Raw genomic sequence first — 18,835 nt, 5'->3', positions numbered from 1 at the left:
GGGCATTCGGGCGCGCTAAGCGACGTCGTTTATGCGGTCCTTATGGCCCGCCTGCGCAGACTGGGCGGGTGCGGGTGCTGGTGGTGGAGGACGAGCGGTTGCTGGCCGACTCGGTCGCGGAGGGGCTGCGGCGCTTTTCGATGGCCGTCGACGTCTGTTACGACGGCGAGCAGGCCATGGAACGCGTCGGCGTGCACGGCTACGACGTCGTGGTGCTCGACCGCGACCTGCCGAAGGTGCACGGCGACGACGTCTGCGCCGCCGTGGTCCGGGCGGGCGGCGAGGCGCGGGTGCTGATGCTGACCGCGTCCGCCGACGTCACCGACCGGGTCGCCGGCCTGGGCCTCGGCGCCGACGACTACCTGACGAAGCCGTTCGCGTTCGCCGAGCTGGTCGCCCGCGTCCAAGCCCTGTCGCGGCGCGCGCGGCCGGCGTTGCCGCCGGTGCTGGAACGCGACGGCGTCGTGCTCGACCTGCCGCGGCACCAGGCCGCCCGCGACGGGCGGTTCCTGCTGCTCTCGCCGAAGGAGTTCGCCGTGCTGGAGGTGCTCATGCGAGCGGAGGGTGCCGTGGTCAGCGCCGAGGACCTGCTGGAAAAGGCGTGGGACGAGCACGCGGACCCGTTCACCAACGCGGTGCGCGTCGCGGTGATGACGTTGCGGCGCAAGCTGGGCGACCCGCCGGTGATCGAGACCGTGCCGGGCGCCGGCTACCGGTTCGGCACGCCGTGAACGGCCTTTCCGTCCGGACGAAGCTCACCGCCTGGTACGGCGGGCTGTTCCTGCTCGCCGGGCTGGTGCTCGTGGTGATCAACTACCTGCTGGTGCAGAGCACGCTGCCGGACCCCACCCGCGCCGCGCTGACGACGATCGGGACGGCCGACGCGATCTACGGCGTCCAGGCCGGCACGGCCATCGGAGGCTCTCCGGGGGTCGCGGTGCAGCTGATCCGCGGCTCGCTCGACGAGTACCGCTCCTCGACGCTGTCGACGTTGCTCGTCGGCTCGGCGATCGCGCTGGTGGCGACGGCGGCACTGGCGGTGTTGTTCGGCTGGCTGATGGCGGGCCGCGCGCTGCGGCCGCTGCACGACATCACCTCGGCCGCGCGGAGGTTGGAGGCGGGCAAGCTCGACCGCCGGATCAACCTCGAAGGACCACCGGACGAGCTGAAGGAGCTGGCGGACACGTTCGACGGCATGCTCGACCGGCTCGCGGAGTCGTTCGACAGCCAGAAGCGGTTCGTCGCGAACGCGTCCCACGAGCTCCGGACGCCGCTGGCGGTGCAGCGGACGCTGATCGAGGTGGCGATGGCCGACCCGGAGGTGACGCCGGAGCTGCGCAAGCTCGGGACGCACCTGCTGCACACCAACGAGCGCAGCGAGCGGATGATCGAGGGCCTGCTGGTCCTGGCCCGCAGCGACCGCGGGCTGCACGCGCGGACACCGGTGCGCCTCGACGAGATCGCGGCATCGGTCGTCCGCGCCACGGCGGCCCAGGCTTCGGCGGCGGGGGTGACGGTCGAGACCCGGCTGCGGCCCCGGACGGTGGCGGGAGACCCGGTGCTCCTCGAGCGGCTCCTGACGAACCTGCTGGTCAACGCAATCACGTACAACGCTTCGGGCGGCTGGGCGTACGTCGAGGTCCGCGGCGACCCGGCCCTGGAGGTCCGGAACTCGGGATCGTCGGTGCCCCCCGAGGCGGTGCCGACGCTGTTCGAGCCGTTCCGGCGCTTGGCCGGCGCGGAGCGGACGGGGGACACGCGCAACGCGGGGCTGGGGTTGTCGATAGTCCGTTCGGTGGCCCAGGCCCACGGCGGCTACGCAGAGGCCCAGCCCGGCCGGCGCGGCGGCCTCACCGTGACGGTCCGGCTGCCGCCTGCTTGATCCACTCGATCGTGACTTTGCGTGCCCGGCGTGTCACCCCTTTGCCCCTAACCAGCCTGAGTAAGGATGCAGAAGACGCAAAATGAACAGTGGGCAGTTCGGTGCGGACTCGGCGCGCCTCGCACGTCAAGCCGACGCGCCGTTCTAACGTGGGCACCCACAACGGTGAAGAAGATCGGGGAGGCGAGAACAATGCGGGCGCTGCGAGTGGTCGGACTGCACGAGGACGGGAAGTCCATCGTGCTCGAAGACCCGGCGAGCCGTACTCGTTTCCTGCTCCCGGCTGATGAGCGACTGCGCGCGGCGGCGCGGGGTGACATCACCCGCCTCGGCCAGATCGAAATCGAGTTGGAGAGCCAGATGCGGCCACGCGAGATCCAGCAGCGCATCCGGGCCGGCGAGTCCGTCGAGCAGGTCGCCGCGGGCGCCGGTGTCTCGGCGCAGCGCGTCGAGCGCTACGCCTACCCGGTCCTGCTCGAGCGGTCCCGGACCGCCGAGCTGGCGCAGAGCGCCCACCCCGTCCGCGAGGACGGCCCCGACGTGCAGACGCTCGGCGAGGTCGTCGCGCACAGCTTCGGCGTCCGTGGCCACGACTACTCGCAGGCCACCTGGGACTCCTGGAAGGGCGACGACGGCCGTTGGGTCGTGGTGCTCCGCTGGAAGGCCGGGCGGTCGGACAACCGGGCGCACTGGGCGTTCTCGCCGGGCGCGCACGGCGGCACGGTGACGGCGCTGGACGAGAACGCCGAGGTCCTCCTGGACCCGAACGCCTACCGCGCCCCCCGCACGGTCCGCGCCTTGGCGCCGGCCCGCGAGACGGAGTTCCAGCCGACACTGGATTCGGTGGCGCCGGAGCGCGCCGAGCTGCCGTCGGCCGAGCCGGACCCGGACGACGACACCCGCGAAATCCCGCGTGTCCCGGCGGACCCGGACGAGGACGCGGCGGTCCCGGAACCGCGGCCCAAGGCGAAGAAGAACCACCCGATCGTGCCGTCCTGGGAGGACGTGCTGCTCGGGGTCCGCTCGCAGCGCGGCTGAGCCTCAAACCCGCGCGGCGAGCGTCTTCGGCGCCACGAGCCGGTAGGCCTCGCGCACGATCCGGTCGATCTCCGGCCAGTCGACGTCGACGTCCAGCCGGACCCCCAGCCACCCGCGGTGCCCGACGTACGGCGGCCGGAAGAACCTTTCCGGCTCCGTACGCACCAATTCCTCCTGCACCCCCGGGGGCGCCGGGCACCAGAAGGCGAGCAGGTCGTCGTGGTGGTGGTCGGCGAACATCACGAAAGTTTTCTTGCCGCGCACGAACCACGTCGGCTCGCCGTGGCTGAGCCGCTCGGTCGTCTCCGGCAGGGCGAGGCACAACTTCCGCAAAGCGTCCAGCTGCTCCATCCCGTCAGGCTACGATGTCACGCTGAGGGAGGGGACGATCATGCAGCGTGACCAGCAGGCCTGGCTCGTCCGCTTCGGCGAGCTGCGGTACCGCGCGTTCAGCGGCACCCCGGTGGTCGAAGTGGCACCCGCGCAGTGGGGCCTCGATCCGACGACCATCCGGCAGGCGGCGCACTCGCGCCGCTACCGCGAAACCGCCCCCGGCCACGCCGAGGCCCTGCGGTTCGAGTTCGCGCCCGGGTTCTTCCCGCCGCCGTTCGACCGCGGGCCGGGCACGGAGGCAGACCGCCGTCGGCTCGCGAAGCTGCTCCACGGACAGGAGCAGTTCTGGGCGAGTTCGCGAAAACTGCGGCTCGGCCGCGACGAAATCGGCAAGGCCGCGGCGGCGGCCGGGATGACCGTGGTCGCCGAAGCCGCCGACGCGACTGACCGGCTCCTGCTGCTGCGGCGAACCGGCCTCCCCGACGAAGAACTGCGCCCCCGCACAGCCGGACGCCGGCTCGACCTGACCACGGCCCAAACCCTGGCCGGGCTCCTCGGCATCGCCGTGGTGACGGCGGGCACCTGGGTCGCGGCCACGTCCGAGCAGAAGTGGCCGCTCGTGCTGATCCCCGTCTATCTGGTCGCCGCGGTGGCGGCGCAGTTCCTGATCCGGGCGATCGCCGGCCGGTCACCACGTATGCCGTGGCTGGACGAGCCGTTCGACGGCAGTGCCCAGGTGATCGTGCTGCCGCCGCCGTCGGTGTCCGCCGAATTGCTCGGCGAAGTCGCTTCGCTCTACGGCTACTTCTCCGCCGGCCCGTGCGAGTCGACCCGCAACACCCTCGACCTGTTGTTCCGGAAGACCCGCCCCGGCCTGGTTTTCGGCACCCCGGCCCCGCGGGTCACGCCGTCCTACGAAGTCCCGGCCGGCTCGCCGGACCGGGAACAGTGGCTGCGCAACCACCTCGACGGCCGCGACGAGCTGTGGGTGAGCGTCCGGCACGCGCAGCTGACCCCGGCCCGGATCGCCGAAATCGCCGGTGCCGAGGGGCTGCTCCCCGCCGCGGAATTCGCCGACAGCACCGATCGGATCGTGTTGCTGCGGCGCGGATCGCCGGTCCCCAGGCCGAAATTCCGGATGTCGTTCACCGGCTTCCTCGCCCCCGCGGGGTGGGCCGCGCTGTGCTTCGTCGGCGGCCTCTCGACGGCGGCGCTGACCGGCGATGACCGCATCGCCGTGATCGGCTTCGCCCTCGCCGTGCTGGGGGTACCACCACTGCTGTGGGTGCTCCGGGCGTTCCCCCGCTCCGTGCGCGTCGGCTGGCTGGCGGGTGAGTTCGACGGCAGCACCAGCGTGACGTTCTTCTCCGGCCAGTTCGGCGTCTCCCCCGAACTGATCCGCCAGATCGCCGCGTTCCACGGCTACTTCTTCCGCAGCCAGACGGCGACCAGCGCCCAGGGCACGCTCGTGACCTACGCCAGGCTGCGCTAGAAGGCGATCACCAGCACGCCGATCCACGCGATCACGACACCGCCCGCCGCACCGTAGGCGGCCCAGCGCAGGATCGGGGTGCGCCGGATCAGCCACAGCGACGGGGTGATCCCGGCCGTCACGATCACCGACGCCGCCAAGGCGAGCCAGCCGCTGGTTTCGCGGGCCAGCGTCGAGGCCAGCGCCAGCATGGCGACGACGACCACGGCCGCGATGAACGCCGACACGGTCAGCCCGGTCAGCCACGGCGTCGGCTCACCGGGGGGGCCGGGCGGCCCGAGCACCGCCCGGACGAACCGGTGGCCGGGTTCGGTGGACGGCGGGGGCGGCTCGACGACGGTGTCGACGCCGGTCACCGGATCCACGAACCGCACGGCCGTGCCCATCACCGAGGCCAGCCGGCCGGCCAGCTGGCGGCCGCGCTGCGAAACCACCGCGCCCGCCTCCGCCCCCGGGTCGGCGGTGACCGCGGACGCCACGCGCGCCCACTCGTGCAGCGCCTGCGCCAGTTCGGCACCGATCGCGAGCTTGTGCGGGTCCACCTCGCGCGCGTGCTCCCCGCCCGGGCCGGCCAGCACGGCGCGCTCGCCGCGGATCCGCAGCTCCATGGTGCCCCTTTCCGCCTCGGAGACCAAAACTCTAGCCGTCCCGGGCCAGTTCGTAGAAGGCAATGGCGGCGGCTGTGGCGATGTTCAGTGAATCGACTCCCGCCGGCATGGGTATCCGGACGGCATGATCAGCCGCCGCGAGCGCCGTCTCGGTCAGCCCGGGACCTTCGGCGCCGAAGAGCAACGCCACTCGCCCGGGCGCGTGCTCACGCAGTTCGCGCAGCGGGATCGAACCCGGCCGCGGAGTGAACGCCGCGACGGCGAACCCGCGCGCCCGGAGGTCGTCGAGCCCGCCCGGCCAGTCCGTCAGGTGCCCGAACGGCACACGCAGGACGTGTCCCATCGACACGCGCACGCTGCGCCGGTACAGCGGGTCGGAACAGCCGGGGCCGAGCAGGACGCCGCCGACGCCGAGCGCGGCCGCGTTGCGGAAGAGCGCGCCGAGGTTTTCGTGGTCCCCCACGCCTTCCAGCACGGCGACCGGGCCGGTGCCGCCGGTGACTTCGGGCACCGTCAGCGGCGCGGGCCGGTCGGCGACGGCGAGGATCCCGCGGTTGAGGTGGAAACCGACCACCTCGGCCATGGTTTCCGCGGAGGCGACGTACTGGGGCACGTTGCGCCCGGCCAGGTCCCCGGCCAGTTCGGCGAACCGCCGCTGCACGCCCAGCAGCGCCCGGACCGGGTAGCGGGACGCCAGCAGCCGGGACACCACGACGGCGCCTTCGGCGATGACGAGCCCCCGCCCGCCGGGCCGGTCGGGCCGACGGTCCGCAGTGGACAGGTCGCGGAAATCGTCGACGCGGGGATCGCCGGAGTGGTCGATGTGGATCACGCCCATCCGCCCAGTCTGTCACCCGCTTGCCGGGGGGTTCACTGGTCCGAACGTCCGCCGTGATGTGGTACGAACGGGGCCATTTTGCTGTCGGTTAACCGTCAGTGACGGAGAGCACCAGTTTGGCCGCTAGCCCGGGTGCATCGGCTGTGTAACGGTTGTCCGCCGGGGCCTGAAACACGTCCTAGTCCACGCCGACACGAAGCAGGGATGGTCATGGGGATGGACCTCGAGGCTCAGCCGTTCAACACGCTGGACCGAGGACGGTACCGCCGCAAGGTTCAGCGTTGCCTGGACACGCTGGCCCGCATGCTTACCGACGGCAGTTTTTCGTTCCCCCGCAAGAACATCGGCCTCGAAGTCGAGCTGAACCTCGTCGATCGCGAGCTGCGCCCGTCGATGACGAACACCGCGGTGCTGGAGGCGCTCGACGACCCGTCGTTCACCACCGAGCTGGGGCAGCACAACATCGAGCTGAACGTCCCGCCGCGGCCGCTGGCCGGCGATTCCGCGCTCCAGCTCGAAGACGACCTCCGCGCGTACCTCGACACCGCGGCGACGAAGGCGCGGGACACCGGCTCGGCGCTGGCGATGATCGGCATCCTGCCGACGTTGAAGCACGAGCACTTCGACCAGAAGTGGCTCACCAACAAGACCCGGTACTCCTCGCTGAACGACCAGATCTTCGCCGCCCGCGGCGAACGCACGGTGCTCGCCATGGAAGGCGTGCCGCTGCCGGGCCAGCAGCCCGAACGGCTGCGCAGCTACGCGGAGTCGATCCTGCCGGAGGCCGCGTGCACCAGCGTCCAGCTGCACCTGCAGGTCGCGCCCGAGGAGTTCGCCGCGCACTGGAACGCGGCGCAGTGCCTGGCCGGGCTGCAGATCGCGCTCGCGTCGAATTCGCCGTTCCTGCTCGGCAAGGCGTTGTGGCACGAGACGCGGATCCCGCTGTTCCTGCAGGCGACCGACACCCGGCCGGAGGAGCTGAAGAACCAGGGCGTGCGGCCGCGGGTGTGGTTCGGCGAGCGCTGGATCACGTCCATCTTCGACCTGTTCGAGGAGAACGTCCGCTACTTCCCCGGCCTGCTCCCGGAAACCGACGCCGAAGACCCGATCGAGGCGCTCGACGCGGGCCAGGCGCCGAAGCTCACCGAGCTGCGCATGCACAACGGCACCATCTGGCGCTGGAACCGCCCGGTGTACGACGTCGTCGACGGCCTGCCGCACCTGCGCGTGGAGAACCGGGTGCTGCCGGCCGGCCCGACGGTGGTCGACACGGTGGCGAACGCGGCCTTCTTCTACGGCGCCCAGCGCGCGCTGGCCGAGGCGGAACGCCCGGTGTGGAGCCAGATGTCGTTCCAGGCCGCCGAGGAAAACTTCTACGCGGGCGCGCGGCGCGGCTTTGACGGGCAGCTGTACTGGCCGGGCATCGGCTGGATCCCGCCGGACGAGCTGGCGCTGCGCGTGCTGCTGCCGCTGGCCCACGAGGGCCTGCGCCGCTCCGACGTCTCCGACGAGGCCCGCGAGCGCTACCTCGGGATCATCGAGCGCCGGTGCCTGGCGCGGCGGACCGGCGCGACCTGGCAGCGTGACTACGTCCTGCGCGCCCAGGAACGCGGCCTGGACCGCGAGGCGGCGCTCAGTCTGATGCTGGGGCGCTACCTGGAACTGTCCGAGGCGGGCGAACCGGTGCACACGTGGCCGGTGGCCGATTGACGCTAGCCTGAGCGGATGCCGAAGATTCTCGGTGAGTCGCTGGAGGCGCACCGGCGCGAGGTGCGGTCCCGGGTCTTCGACGTCCTGCGCGCGCAGCTCTACGAGCGCGGCTTCGACGCGATCACCCTCGCCGGCGTCGCGTCGGCAGCCGGGGTGGGCCGGACAGCGCTGTACAACCACTTCCCCGACAAGGAGAGCCTGCTCGTCGCGTTCGTCGAGGACGAAGCGGCCCAGTACGTCACGCGGCTGACCGAAGCCGTCGAGGCCCAGGCGGATCCGGTGGACCAGCTGGCCACGTTCGTCCGGCTGCAGCTGCGCGTGCTGGCCGAGTACCACATGCCCCCAGGCACGGCGCTGGCATCGGCACTGGCCCCGGCGGCGTACCGCCGCATCAGCGCCCACGCCGACCCGATCACCGACCGCCTGCGCGCAATCCTCGCCGGCGGCGTCGACCTGGGCCGCTGGCCGGCCGAGGACCCGGACGTCCTGATCCCGATGATCACCGCGGCGCTGGGCAACCGCACCCTGGTCGACGGGCCGGCCGACCAGCTGGCGGACGTCGTCGAGGCGGCGGTGCGGTTCGTCCTGCGCGCGGTCGGCGCGACGGTTTAGGGTGGCCTAAGTCCGATTCTTGCCCTACGATCTTTCTGACAGCGTGTCAGATCGATCGCCGGGAGGCCTGCCCATGTCGGTGACCACGGACGCCCGCCCCTTCTCGGCGACCTTGCGCGCGTCGACCCTCGAAGTCCACGACCGGGCGAACTACTCGGCCTACATGCGTGCCCTGCTCGGCGGGGAGCTGACTCGGGACGGCTACACCCAGCTGGCGATCCAGTACTACTTCATCTACGGCGCGATCGAGGCGGCCAGCGACGCGATGGCCGGCGACGGCGTCGGCGGCGAGTTCGTCTTCGACGAGCTGCGGCGCCTCCCGCTCCTCGAGCGCGACCTCGCCCACCTCGCCGGCCCGGACTGGCGCGCGACGATCTCGCCGCTCGCCTCCACTCGCGAGTACGTCGCCCGGATCCGCGAGGCCTCGACGTGGGCCGGCGGGTACGTGGCCCACCACTACACGCGCTACCTCGGCGACATCGCCGGCGGCCAGGTCATCCGGCGGACGCTCGAGAAGAACTACGACGTCGCCGAGGCGGGTGCGCTGTTCTACCACTTCGACGGCATCGGCAGCGCCCCTCGCTTCCGCGACCAGTACCGGGCGAAGCTGGACAACGCGCCTTGGGACGACGACGAACGCGCCCGCGTGATCGAGGAGACACTGGTGGCGTTCGAGTGCAACGTCGCCGTGTTCGACGAACTGGCGCTGCGGCTCGGCGAGTTCCGCGCCTGAATGATCGATCTCACAGCTCGTTGACCTCCACTTAGGTGCAGGTAGCAGGCTCGGTTTCGGGTGTCGGACCCTCGGGTACGCCACTTGAAGAGCCGCCGTCCCACGCAGTGATGGCCATGTGCCCCCGCTCGCCGCAAGGGGGCATGTGCTACTAGGTTCGATACCGGAAACTTGTGTCGAAGACAGAAGGAGGGCCAATGGCCCGCTACGAGCTCCCCGATCTCGACTACGACTACAGCGCCCTGGCGCCCCACATCTCCGGCGAGATCAACGAGCTGCACCACAGCAAGCACCACGCGACCTACGTCAAGGGCGCGAACGACACGCTCGACAAGATCGCGGAAGCCCGCGACGCCGGGGACTTCGGCAACATCGTCGGCCTCGAGACGACGCTGGCCTTCAACCTGGCCGGCCACGCCAACCACGTCGTGTGGTGGAAGATCCTGTCGCCCGAAGGTGGCGACAAGCCGACCGGCGAGCTGGCCGCGGCGATCGACGAGGCGTTCGGCTCCTTCGACAAGTTCAAGGCGCAGTTCACCGCCGTCTCGACCACGATCCAGGGCAACGGCTGGGGCGCGCTCTCCTGGGACCCGATCGGCAAGACGCTGATCACCCAGCAGCTGCGTGACCACCACAACAACCTCATCCTGCCGACCGTGCCGATCCTGCTGGTCGACGTCTGGGAGCACGCGTTCTACCTGGACTACAAGAACGTGAAGCCGGACTACGTCAAGGCCCTGTGGAACATCTTCAACTGGGCCGAGATCAGCAAGCGCTTCGACAACGCCGTCGCGGGCGGCAACGGCCTGCTGCTCGGCTGAGTTCTCTCGTCGGCGGGGCCCTCCTTGTGGGGAGGGCCCCGTTTTCGTCGCCGGGTGAAAATCCCTTGACCTCGAGTGCGGTCGAGGTGTTTCAGTGGACGGCATGGACATCGACGCGTACCTGGACCGCCTCGGCGTCGCCCGCCCGGCCGCGCCCGACCTCGCGACGCTGCGCCACCTGCAGGAACGCCACCTGTCCGCGGTGCCGTTCGAGAACCTGAGCAGCCACCTCGGGGAGCCCGTCGAGCTGGACGAGGACGCCCTCTTCGCCAAGATCGTGCACCGGCGGCGAGGCGGGTTCTGCTACGAGCTGAACGGCCTGTTCGTCGCACTGCTGCGCGCGCTGGGGTACGACGCTTCACTGCACGCGGCGCAGGTCTTCCACGCCGACGGCACGCTCGGCCCGCCCCTGGACCACGCGGCGATCGTCGTGTCCCTGGCCGAGGACTGGCTGGTGGACGTCGGTTTCGGCCGGTTCGCCCGGCACCCGCTGCGGCTGTCCGCCGTGGACGGCCAACCGGACGCCGAGGGCGAGTTCCTGGTGCTGGACGCGCCGCACGGCGACTTCGACGTCCTGCGGGACGGCGAGCCGCAGTACCGCCTGGAGCGCCGCCCGCGCCCGCTGGCCGACTTCATCCCGATGGCGTGGTGGCAGACGACGTCGCCCGAGTCCCACTTCACCCGCTCGCTGACTTGCTCCCGCCCGACGTCGCAGGGCCGGGTGACCCTGTCGGGCGACAAGCTGATCGAGACGGTGGACGGCGTCCGGAACGAGCTTCGCCTGCCTTCGTCGAAGGCGATCCGCGCGGCGTACCGCGTGTACTTCGGGATGACTCTGACGCACCTGCCGGTCCCGCCGGGCGGGAATCCCTTGACCGACGACGTGCGCCAGCCGACACTGCGCTGATGTGAACGAAGCCCCGGCCTGGGGTTTTCCCAGGGCCGGGGCTCCGTCCGTTCCCGAACTGACTGCCGCTCCCACCACGAAGCGGACAAGCATGAGGTTAGCCTAACCTCATCTCCGCGGGCAAGAGCGCGGCAGCAGAGACTCCGATCTCACTCTTCCGGGTGACATCGGGGCGGCCAGCCCCCGGTTTTTGTCGGTGGTCGCCGATACGGTCACGCCGTGAATTCGAACCGATACGACCGTCAGGCCTTCGCCCGCTTGAGCACCCGCAGCCCCAGGCCGCGCTTCACCGGCCAGGAAATCCCGCCCCGCCGGATCAGCACCACCGCGCACACCACCGCGGCCAAGGCCGAAACCGCGCCGCCGATGTAGAACGGAGACCGCCCGCCGAACTCCTGGGCCATCCACCCGACCATCGGGCCGCCGATCGGGTTGCCGCCGATCAGCACCAGCACGTACAAGCCCATCACGCGCCCCCGCATCTCCGGGCTGACCGACGTCTGCACCAGCGCGTTCGCGGTGTTGAGGAAGGTCATCGTGGCGAAGCCGAGCGGGATCAGGCCGAGGCCGAAGGTCAGGTACGTCGGCATGAACGCCGTGAGCAGCTCGAACACGCCCAGGAAGAACGCGGACACCAGCATCAGCCGCACCCGCGGGCGCCCCTTGGTGCCCCGGCGGGCGGACATCAGCGCGCCGGTGAAGGTGCCGACCGCGACCAGCGTCGAGAGGAGGCCGTAGCCGTCGGCCGCGGTGTGGAAGACGTTCGCCGCGACGATCGGCAGCGAGCTGAAGTACGTGATGCCGAACGTGCTGACGAACAGCACCAGCACCATCACCGTCATCAGGTCCGACCGGCGGCGGACATACCGCAGGCCCTCGGCCAGCTGGCCCTTCTCGCGCGGGACGGCCGCGACGCGGAACAGCTTGTCCGGGTTCATCAGGACCAGCCCGGTGATCACCGCGACCGTGCTGAGCGCGTTCGCGATGAACAGCCAGCCGGTGCCGATCCAGGTGATCCCGAACCCGGCGATCGCCGGGCCGACGATCCGCGCCATGTTGAAGATCGACGAGTTCAGCGCGACGGCGTTCGTGACCTGGTCGCGGCCCACCATCTCGGCGACGAACGACTGCCGCGTCGGCACTTCCAGCGCCGCCGTCACGCCGAGGGTGAAGCACAGGACGTAGACGTGCCACAGCGCGGCGATCCCGCTCAGGTCGAGCACGCCGAGGATGACGGCCTGCGAACACGCCGCGACCTGGATCCAGGTGAGCAGCCGCCGCTTGTCGACGCGGTCGGCGAGGACGCCGGCCCACAGCGAGAGGAACAGCGTCGGCGTGAACTGCAGCGCGACCGCGACACCGAGGGCGATCGGGTTGTTGCCGCTGAGGGTGAACACCAGCCAGTCCTGGGCGATGCGCTGCATCCAGGTGCCGATGTTCGAGATGACCTGGCCGGTGAAGAACAGCCGGTAGTTGCGGACGCGCAGGGAGGCGAACATGCTGCCGCGCTTGGCGCCGGACGGTGGTGACGCGGACGGCGGTGCGGCCGATTCCCGGGTAGCAGTGGTCTCGATCGAACTCTTGGTTTCGCTACCCGTGACCGTCACCGTGGTTAGTTCCCCGCCATCCTGTCTATGATTTCGGCGGCCTTGGAGAGCACTTCGAGCTCTTCGTCGCCGAGTTCCGCCAATTGCCGGTCCAGCCACGCCTCCCGCACGGAAATGGCCTTCCGAACGTAGGCCAGCCCGCTCTCGGACAGCTCGACGATGGCTTGCCTGCCATCGGTCGGGTGGGGGCGTCGCTCGACGAACCCCAGTTCCTCGAGCGCGGCGATCACCCTCGTCATCGAAGGTGGCTGGACGCCTTCCTTCGCGGCGAGCTGGCCTGGGGTCAGCGCACCGCACTTGTGCAGGGTGGACAGCGCGGCGACCTGCGTCAGCGTGAGGTCGTCCCCGACGCGCTGTGCCCGCAGCCGGCGGTTGAGCCGGACCACCGCGAGACGCAGACGGCTCGCCAAAGAGCGTTCGTGCGTGTCGCCGGACATATAGTTAGCATACCTTACGAAACTTCGGCCGCAGGGGTGATCTCCGTCTAACCGCAACCTGGAACAGGTCCGTGCGTCTTCCCCAGAAGCAGAACCTGGGGAGTCGGATGAACAAGAAGCTGGTGGGCTCGGCCGTGATCGGCGCGGCGGTCCTGGTGATCGTGGTGGTCCAGTTCGTGGGCGGCGAAGAAGCGCCCGCCGCCGCACCACCGCCGCCGTCGATGCCGCCGACTACCACGCTGCCGTACCAGGGAACCCTGGAGGCCTACAACTTCCCCGACGTGGCCGGCGGGCGCGGCTGGTCGATCCAGATCCCGGTCCCGACCGGCTGGATCGTCACGCACGAGAACGACCGCGCGAGCTACCGCAACGGTCCGATCCTCCTGGAGACCGACAAGGTGCCGATCACCCAGGAGGACGCCCTGAGCGGGCTCAAAGCCGTGGCCGCGAAGGCGCACCAGGCCGACTCGGTCGTCAAGCCCGTGGCCGCCGGTGACTTCGGGGACGCGGATGCGGCGGAATGGGACTACACCTACCTCCGCGACGGCTACCCCGTACGGGCCGCCGTCATCGGGCTCGGCGCGGGCGACAGCCTCGTCACGATCCGCTACGAGGCGCCGCCCGCCGAATTCGACCGCAACCGCGGCGTGCTGGACGCCGCGATGAAGGTCAGTGCCCCGGGCTGATCAGCGGAACGCCGCCTGCAGCGGGCCGACCGCGAAGTACGCGACGAACGCCAGCGCGATCACCCACATCAGCGGGTGCACCTGGCGGGCCTTGCCGGTGGCGGCGCGGATCACGACGTAGCTGACGAACCCGGCGCCGATGCCGTTCGCGATCGAGTAGGTGAACGGCATCACGACGATGGTCAGGAACGCGGGCAGCGCGATCGAGTAGTCGGTGAAGTCGATGTCGCGGACCTGCGCCATCAGCATCGCGCCGACCACGACCAGGGCCGGCGCGGCCGCCTCGACCGGCACCACCTGGTAGAGCGGGGTCAGGAACATCGCGGCGATGAAGAGCACGCCGGTGACGATGTTCGCCAGTCCCGTCCGCGCGCCTTCGGCGATGCCGGCCGCCGACTCGACGAACACGGTGTTCGAGCTGGCCGAGCCGAACCCGCCGGCCGCGCCCGCGAGGCCCTCGACGAACAGCGCCTTGCCGACGTTGGGGAGCTGGCCGTCCGGCGGGAGCAGCTCGGCCTCCTTCGCGAGGCCGGTCATGGTGCCCATGGCGTCGAAGAAGTCGGCCAGGACCAGCGTGAACACGAGCAGGCAGACGGTGATGATCGGCAGCCGCGTCCAGGCGCCGAACGAGACGTCGCCGACGAGCGAGAGGTTCGGCAGGCCGAGCACCTGGTCCGGCAGGGCCGGGTAGCCGAGGTTCCAGCCCTTCGGGTTGGTGCCCTGCGATGGTCCGGCCTTGACGATCGCCTCGACGACGATGGCCAGCACGGTCGAGGTCAGCACGCCGATCAGGATCGCGCCCTTGACCTTCCGGACGACCAGGACGCCGGTGACCAGCAGGCCGACGACGAACACCGCGGTCGGCCAGGACGCGATCGAACCGTTGATGCCCAGGCCGACCGGGACCGTGGTGTGCGCGGCGTCCGGCAGCCGGCGCACGAAGCCGGCGTCGACCAGGCCGATCAGGCAGATGAACACGCCGATGCCGACGGCGATCGCGGACTTCAGCGCGGCCGGCACCGCCCGGAACACCGCGGTGCGGAACCCGGTGAGCACCAGCAGGACGATGACCACGCCCTCGATGACGACCAGGCCCATCGCCTCGGGCCAGGTCATCTGCGGGGCGATGGTGACCGCGACCAGGCTGTTGATGCCCAGTCCGGTCGCGATGGCGAACGGGTAGTTCGCGACCAGGCCCATGAGGATGGTCATCACGCCGGCGACCAGCGCGGTCACCGCGGCGACCTGCGGCACCGGGAGGATGCCGCCGAGGACGTCCTTGTGCGCGCCCGCGTCGCCGGCCGAGAAGCTGCCGATGATCAACGGGTTCAGCACCACGATGTAGGCCATCGTCACGAAGGTGACCAGGCCGCCGCGCAACTCGCGCGGCACGGTCGACCCCCGCTCGGTGATCTTGAAGAACCGGTCCAGTGTGGACGTCCCGGTGCGGGTCGTCTCCTGCTCCGCCATTCGCCTGCCCATTCTCTCGCTGCTGCGGAGTACCCTTCACCACGTGAGTGAACCGATCAATCCACCGGAGGTTACGGGCTCGTTGCGGCACACGCCGGAGCTGCCCAAGAGGCTCACCGACCTGACACCGGTGGTGATCGTAGGCACCTCGATCTGGGCTGTCGCGCTGGTGGTGCTCTTCTTCACGACTTCGGGGCTGTGGGTGCAGACGGCGCTGTCCGGTTTCGCGCTCGGCTTCGTCGGCCTGGCGATCATCGCCTGGCAACGCGCCGCCGCGCGCCGCGGGTCGAAGTCGGCCCAGCGGCTCTGAGGCCTCGAGGCCCTGGCGCTTACTCCATCCATGCCCCCGCCACCGCCCTCAGCGGAGGCGCTTCGCGCCCCTGCCTAGTTCAGGAGCGTCCGCGGCGAGGGGTCGTCGAGCAGCGCGGTGATCAGGTGCCGGTCGGGCCAGCGCCCGGCCGCCCACGCGAACGCACGAGCCAGGCCCTCCGAAGTGTCGGCCGCGTGCAGCCGGTCGTCGGACCACCACTGGACGTCGTGTTCGGCACCCTGGATGCGCACGGAGAGCGGGTCGTGCACCAGGACGCCGCCGTCCGGGAGCCGGATGCCGAGCTGGTCCGCGACGAGCTTCAGCGCGGGGAGCTCGGCCCAGGGCGCGTACTCGCCCTCGCTGACGACCCGGGCTTCTTCCGTGCTCGCGAGCGGCAGGTCGAGCAGGTCCGCGAGCCGCTCCGGGTCCTCGGGGGCGACCAGGTACTGGCCGGGCTCGAGCGCCCCGGCGACCCACGGCACGTCCAGGACCAGCGCGTCGTCCACAACGGACCCGTCCGCGGCCCGGACGGCCCGCGGCACGCCCGGCTCCAGTCCGGACTCGATGACGGCGTCGTAGGCGCGCGTGGTCAGCCCGGGCGAGACCACGCGTTCCGGGTCGGCGAGCCGGTCGAGGAGGTCTCTCGCTTCGTCCACACTGGACAAGGTCAGGTCCGCGCGAACACCGGCGATGCCGAGAAGTTCTTCGCTCAGGCCGACATCGGGCACCTCGTCGAGGAGCCCGGCCAGATCGGCGTCCGGCAGCCGCCATTCGTTCGGCGCGGCCCCTTCGAGCACGGCGTACTGCGCGATCCACCAGGCGGCGTGCCCGTGCGGCGTGCGCAGGGCGTGCCAGGTTTCCGGTCGCGCGGCGAGCAGGCGCAGGGCGGCGGGCCAGGCGTCGTCGGCGACGAGGTCCAGGTCACGGATCGCGACGAGCGTCGACGGCGGCTCCGGCCGCGAGTCCCACCAGGCTTCCTCGTCGGGCAGGTCGTGGTCGGGCTCGTGCGGCTCGTCGTCGACGACCACCGCGAAGGAGTCGAGCACACCGGCGGCTTCGAGGGTGCTTTGGGGCCAGTCCTCGGCGAAGTCCTCGTCGAGGACGTCCATCGCGCCGTCTTCCTCGAACACTTCCTCGTCGAAGATGTCGAGCAGCGGCGACGCCGGCAGGACGAGTTCGTCGGCCCGGCGCCAGGTATCGGTGCCGGGCAGGGCGAGCGCACCGACCCAGCGCGGGGCGTCGTCCCCGCAGTCGGCGATCAACCGCAGCACCGCACCGGCGAGCGTCGTACCGTCCAAACCGGACCGGATGTCCTCGACGCTGCGCTCGACGGCGTCATGCAGCTGATCGGCGTTGAGCAGTTCGCGGGCGTCAGCGTGCTTGGCACCCAAGCGTTCCAGGAGCGGGTGCGAGGCGGCCGGGTGCACCAGCCGCAGCCCCGGGATGTCCACATCGGACAGCAGGTCGAGCAGTTCGGCCGAGCCTTCGACGAGCAGGCAGCCGCGGGCGCCCGGCAGCGTCCGGCCGTCCGACAGCGGAACGGGCAGGCCGTCCAGCCGTTCGGCGGCGAGCGCGTGCGACTCGACGGCGATCGCCAGCGCCGCGTAGAGTTCCCGCCACCAGCTCGGATCGCGCGTGACGCCGGTGAGCGTGTCCAGCACCTCTTCGATGCCGATCACTTGCCCCGAAACGGCTTTGAGGACTTTCGCGGGCCCCTCGACCAGGCCGGGCACGAGCTCGGCGAGCAGCGCGGGCAGGCCGGGCACGTCGACGTCGAGCACCCGGGCCTGCCGGCCGGAAACTTCCTTGCCGTCCCGAGTGGACAGCCACGGTTCCACCGCGAGAACGGCCAAGACCTCGTCACGCAGCTTGTGGTCCACAGTGGACTTCGGAAACCCGGGCACCGGCACGAGCGCGAACCGTTGCGCGGGCGGCAGCAGCCGGACGAGCCCGACGTATTCCTTCGCCGCCGCCTCGAGCGCCTGCGCCAGTTCGGGCCCGGGCAGCGCGCGGCGTCGCGACGGTTCGACCGGAACGGAAGCGAGCAGCCGGGCGGGCAGCGAAAGTCCGTCGTCGGTGGGCGTCGGGGCGTGCAGGACGTCCTCGTCGAGCGGCCGGGGTGCCCCGACGGCATCGACCGGGACGGCCCACACGACATCGCCCCGATGAGCCAGCCAGCGCGTTTCCCGTTCGGGGCTCCGGATTTCGACGTGGTCGCCATCGGCTTCGCGCGTCCAAACGCGACCGTCGACGTCGAATTCCCGTAGCCAGGGCAGGGCCAGCAGCAGATCGGCGACGTCCCGGGCGAGGTCGTCGAGCAGGGTCCGCCCGTCGACGCCGTCCCGCAGCGGCAGCCGGGCTTCGGTGTCGAAGCCGGGCGGCACGTCGGCGGGAACGGGCCACGGAAGCCGCAGGACGGGAACTTCCCCCTCGATCCCGGCGGCTTGCCGGGTGCGATCGGCGGAGAAGGCGACCCCACCGCTGGTGGAGACGACGCGCGGTTCATCGGAGACGGTCCGCACGGCGGCGAACCCGACCCCGAAGCGCCCGACGGTCTCCCCGGTCTTGCCGGAGGCCCGCAGCGAGGCGAGCGAGGCGACGCCCCGGGCGTCGAGCGGAGCGCCGGTGTTGGCGAACCGCAGTTCGGAGTCCACAAGGGACACCCGAACCCGCCCGGGCATCCCCCCGGCCATGGCGGCATCGGCGGCGTTCTGCGCGAGCTCGACGAAGAGCCGATCCCGGTAGGCGCCGACGCGGAGGTCCCGTTCGACGTTGGTGTCTTCGGTGAGCCGGGTGGGCGAGTCCCGCCAGGAGCGCAGGGTGGCCTCGCGGAGCCGCGCGGTCCCGAACGGATCGCCCGGCTCAGGGGTGTCGCCGATCACCGTTCGGGAGCGTTGTCGACCTGGGCTTGCGCTTCATCGGCCTCGCTCACGACATTGTCGGTGAGCACGGCGGGGGGAACTTCGCTGTCCTGAGGTTCACCGCCCGCATCACCCTGCACATCGCCCTGAGCCGGCTCGGCATCGGTCACCTCGGCCTGGGCCGGTTCCGCATCGGCGGGTTCCGGCACCACGGCGGTCTCGGCGGGAACGGGATCCACCTCCGCAGCATCGGACTCGGCGGCCACCGGAATCTCGCTGGTCTCGGCCTCGATCGCGGGTTCGTGCGGCTCGGGAGCAGCCCGAACCACAGCAGCATCGGTGACCTCGGCTTGCGTCGGCTCGGCTTCCGCGGGCTCGGGCACCTCGTCCACCACCGGCTCGGCCACCCCTGCATCACTCGGCTCAGCAACCTCCGCCGCCACCGGCTCGGCCACCGCCGCAACAGTCGGCTCAGCAACCTCCGCCGCCA

Annotated in this window: 18 protein-coding genes and 1 pseudogene; 11 read left to right on the top strand and 8 right to left on the bottom strand. The window is 70.9% G+C overall.

Annotated elements, in window-relative coordinates; all coding sequences use genetic code 11:
- The first annotated feature begins 68 nt into the window (after positions 1–68).
- The 3 genes from C2L58_RS06790 to sepH all read left to right on the top strand — a co-directional run bounded on the left by C2L58_RS06790 (position 69) and on the right by sepH (position 2,920).
- Complete coding sequence (locus C2L58_RS06790; protein ID WP_103336683.1) at positions 69–731, top strand: response regulator transcription factor; 663 nt, start codon at positions 69–71, stop codon at positions 729–731.
- Positions 728–1,882 (top strand): ATP-binding protein, encoded by a 1,155-nt coding sequence (locus tag C2L58_RS06785; RefSeq protein ID WP_103336682.1) that lies wholly within the window; start codon positions 728–730, stop codon positions 1,880–1,882. Before C2L58_RS06790 ends, C2L58_RS06785 begins: the two co-directional genes overlap by 4 nt.
- A 192-nt stretch (positions 1,883–2,074) precedes the next feature.
- On the top strand, positions 2,075–2,920 hold the full coding sequence (gene sepH / locus C2L58_RS06780) for a septation protein SepH (protein WP_103336681.1): 846 nt from the start codon (positions 2,075–2,077) through the stop codon (positions 2,918–2,920).
- 3 nt (positions 2,921–2,923) lie between these two features.
- Here sepH and C2L58_RS06775 read toward each other — a convergent pair whose 3' ends face one another.
- Positions 2,924–3,271 (bottom strand): MmcQ/YjbR family DNA-binding protein, encoded by a 348-nt coding sequence (locus C2L58_RS06775; RefSeq protein ID WP_103336680.1) that lies wholly within the window; start codon positions 3,269–3,271, stop codon positions 2,924–2,926.
- 40 nt (positions 3,272–3,311) lie between these two features.
- Between C2L58_RS06775 and C2L58_RS06770 the strand changes: the two genes are divergently transcribed.
- On the top strand, positions 3,312–4,745 hold the full coding sequence (locus C2L58_RS06770) for a hypothetical protein (protein ID WP_103336679.1): 1,434 nt from the start codon (positions 3,312–3,314) through the stop codon (positions 4,743–4,745).
- Here the strand turns inward: C2L58_RS06770 and C2L58_RS06765 are convergent.
- Positions 4,742–5,353 (bottom strand): DUF2537 domain-containing protein, encoded by a 612-nt coding sequence (locus C2L58_RS06765; protein ID WP_103336678.1) that lies wholly within the window; start codon positions 5,351–5,353, stop codon positions 4,742–4,744. The two genes, C2L58_RS06770 and C2L58_RS06765, sit on opposite strands and share 4 nt — an antisense overlap.
- Before the next feature lie 31 nt (positions 5,354–5,384).
- Positions 5,385–6,191: a TrmH family RNA methyltransferase gene (locus C2L58_RS06760; RefSeq protein WP_103336677.1), complete on the bottom strand. Its 807-nt coding sequence runs from the start codon at positions 6,189–6,191 to the stop codon at positions 5,385–5,387.
- A 210-nt stretch (positions 6,192–6,401) separates the two neighbouring features.
- Here C2L58_RS06760 and C2L58_RS06755 point away from each other — a divergent pair, with 210 nt between their 5' ends.
- From C2L58_RS06755 to C2L58_RS06735, 5 genes are all read left to right on the top strand, one after another.
- Complete coding sequence (locus C2L58_RS06755) at positions 6,402–7,901, top strand: glutamate-cysteine ligase family protein (RefSeq protein ID WP_199191134.1); 1,500 nt, start codon at positions 6,402–6,404, stop codon at positions 7,899–7,901.
- A gap of 15 nt (positions 7,902–7,916) precedes the next feature.
- Complete coding sequence (locus C2L58_RS06750; RefSeq protein WP_103336675.1) at positions 7,917–8,513, top strand: TetR/AcrR family transcriptional regulator; 597 nt, start codon at positions 7,917–7,919, stop codon at positions 8,511–8,513.
- 73 nt (positions 8,514–8,586) lie between these two features.
- Positions 8,587–9,246, top strand: a complete 660-nt coding sequence (locus C2L58_RS06745; protein ID WP_103336674.1) for a biliverdin-producing heme oxygenase — start codon at positions 8,587–8,589, stop codon at positions 9,244–9,246.
- Positions 9,247–9,443: 197 nt separating this feature from the next.
- Positions 9,444–10,067, top strand: a complete 624-nt coding sequence (locus C2L58_RS06740; RefSeq protein ID WP_103336673.1) for a superoxide dismutase — start codon at positions 9,444–9,446, stop codon at positions 10,065–10,067.
- 103 nt (positions 10,068–10,170) lie between these two features.
- Entirely contained in the window at positions 10,171–10,974 is an 804-nt protein-coding gene (locus tag C2L58_RS06735; protein ID WP_199191133.1) for an arylamine N-acetyltransferase family protein, read from the top strand.
- A 242-nt stretch (positions 10,975–11,216) separates the two neighbouring features.
- On the opposite strand, the gene C2L58_RS06730 is transcribed toward C2L58_RS06735, so the two are convergent.
- Together C2L58_RS06730 and C2L58_RS06725 are read right to left on the bottom strand one after the other, a co-directional pair.
- A complete protein-coding gene (locus C2L58_RS06730) occupies positions 11,217–12,473 on the bottom strand; it encodes an MFS transporter (RefSeq protein WP_103337090.1) in 1,257 nt (418 codons plus the stop codon).
- Positions 12,474–12,586: 113 nt separating this feature from the next.
- Entirely contained in the window at positions 12,587–13,018 is a 432-nt protein-coding gene (locus C2L58_RS06725; RefSeq protein ID WP_103336671.1) for a MarR family winged helix-turn-helix transcriptional regulator, read from the bottom strand.
- A 107-nt stretch (positions 13,019–13,125) separates the two neighbouring features.
- Here C2L58_RS06725 and C2L58_RS06720 point away from each other — a divergent pair, with 107 nt between their 5' ends.
- Positions 13,126–13,704, top strand: a complete 579-nt coding sequence (locus C2L58_RS06720; RefSeq protein ID WP_103336670.1) for a hypothetical protein — start codon at positions 13,126–13,128, stop codon at positions 13,702–13,704.
- Here C2L58_RS06720 and C2L58_RS06715 read toward each other — a convergent pair whose 3' ends face one another.
- Positions 13,705–15,174 carry an NCS2 family permease gene (locus C2L58_RS06715; protein WP_103336669.1) on the bottom strand — a complete coding sequence of 490 codons (1,470 nt, stop codon included), beginning with the start codon at positions 15,172–15,174 and terminating at the stop codon, positions 13,705–13,707.
- An 82-nt stretch (positions 15,175–15,256) separates the two neighbouring features.
- Here C2L58_RS06715 and C2L58_RS06710 point away from each other — a divergent pair, with 82 nt between their 5' ends.
- Complete coding sequence (locus C2L58_RS06710) at positions 15,257–15,484, top strand: DUF2530 domain-containing protein (RefSeq protein ID WP_013230210.1); 228 nt, start codon at positions 15,257–15,259, stop codon at positions 15,482–15,484.
- Between the two features lie 74 nt (positions 15,485–15,558).
- Here the strand turns inward: C2L58_RS06710 and C2L58_RS06705 are convergent, their stop codons facing one another.
- Both C2L58_RS06705 and C2L58_RS06700 read right to left on the bottom strand, forming a co-directional pair.
- Positions 15,559–18,366: a sacsin N-terminal ATP-binding-like domain-containing protein gene (locus tag C2L58_RS06705; protein ID WP_103336668.1), complete on the bottom strand. Its 2,808-nt coding sequence runs from the start codon at positions 18,364–18,366 to the stop codon at positions 15,559–15,561.
- Positions 18,363–18,835: pseudogene (locus C2L58_RS06700) on the bottom strand (DUF3027 domain-containing protein); the annotation flags it as partial. The gene C2L58_RS06705 and the pseudogene C2L58_RS06700, both read right to left, overlap by 4 nt.

It is taken from the genome of Amycolatopsis sp. CA-126428 (assembly GCF_002904335.1).
Taxonomy (GTDB): Bacteria; Actinomycetota; Actinomycetes; order Mycobacteriales; family Pseudonocardiaceae; genus Amycolatopsis.
This window is presented reverse-complemented; position numbering and strand designations above follow the sequence as displayed.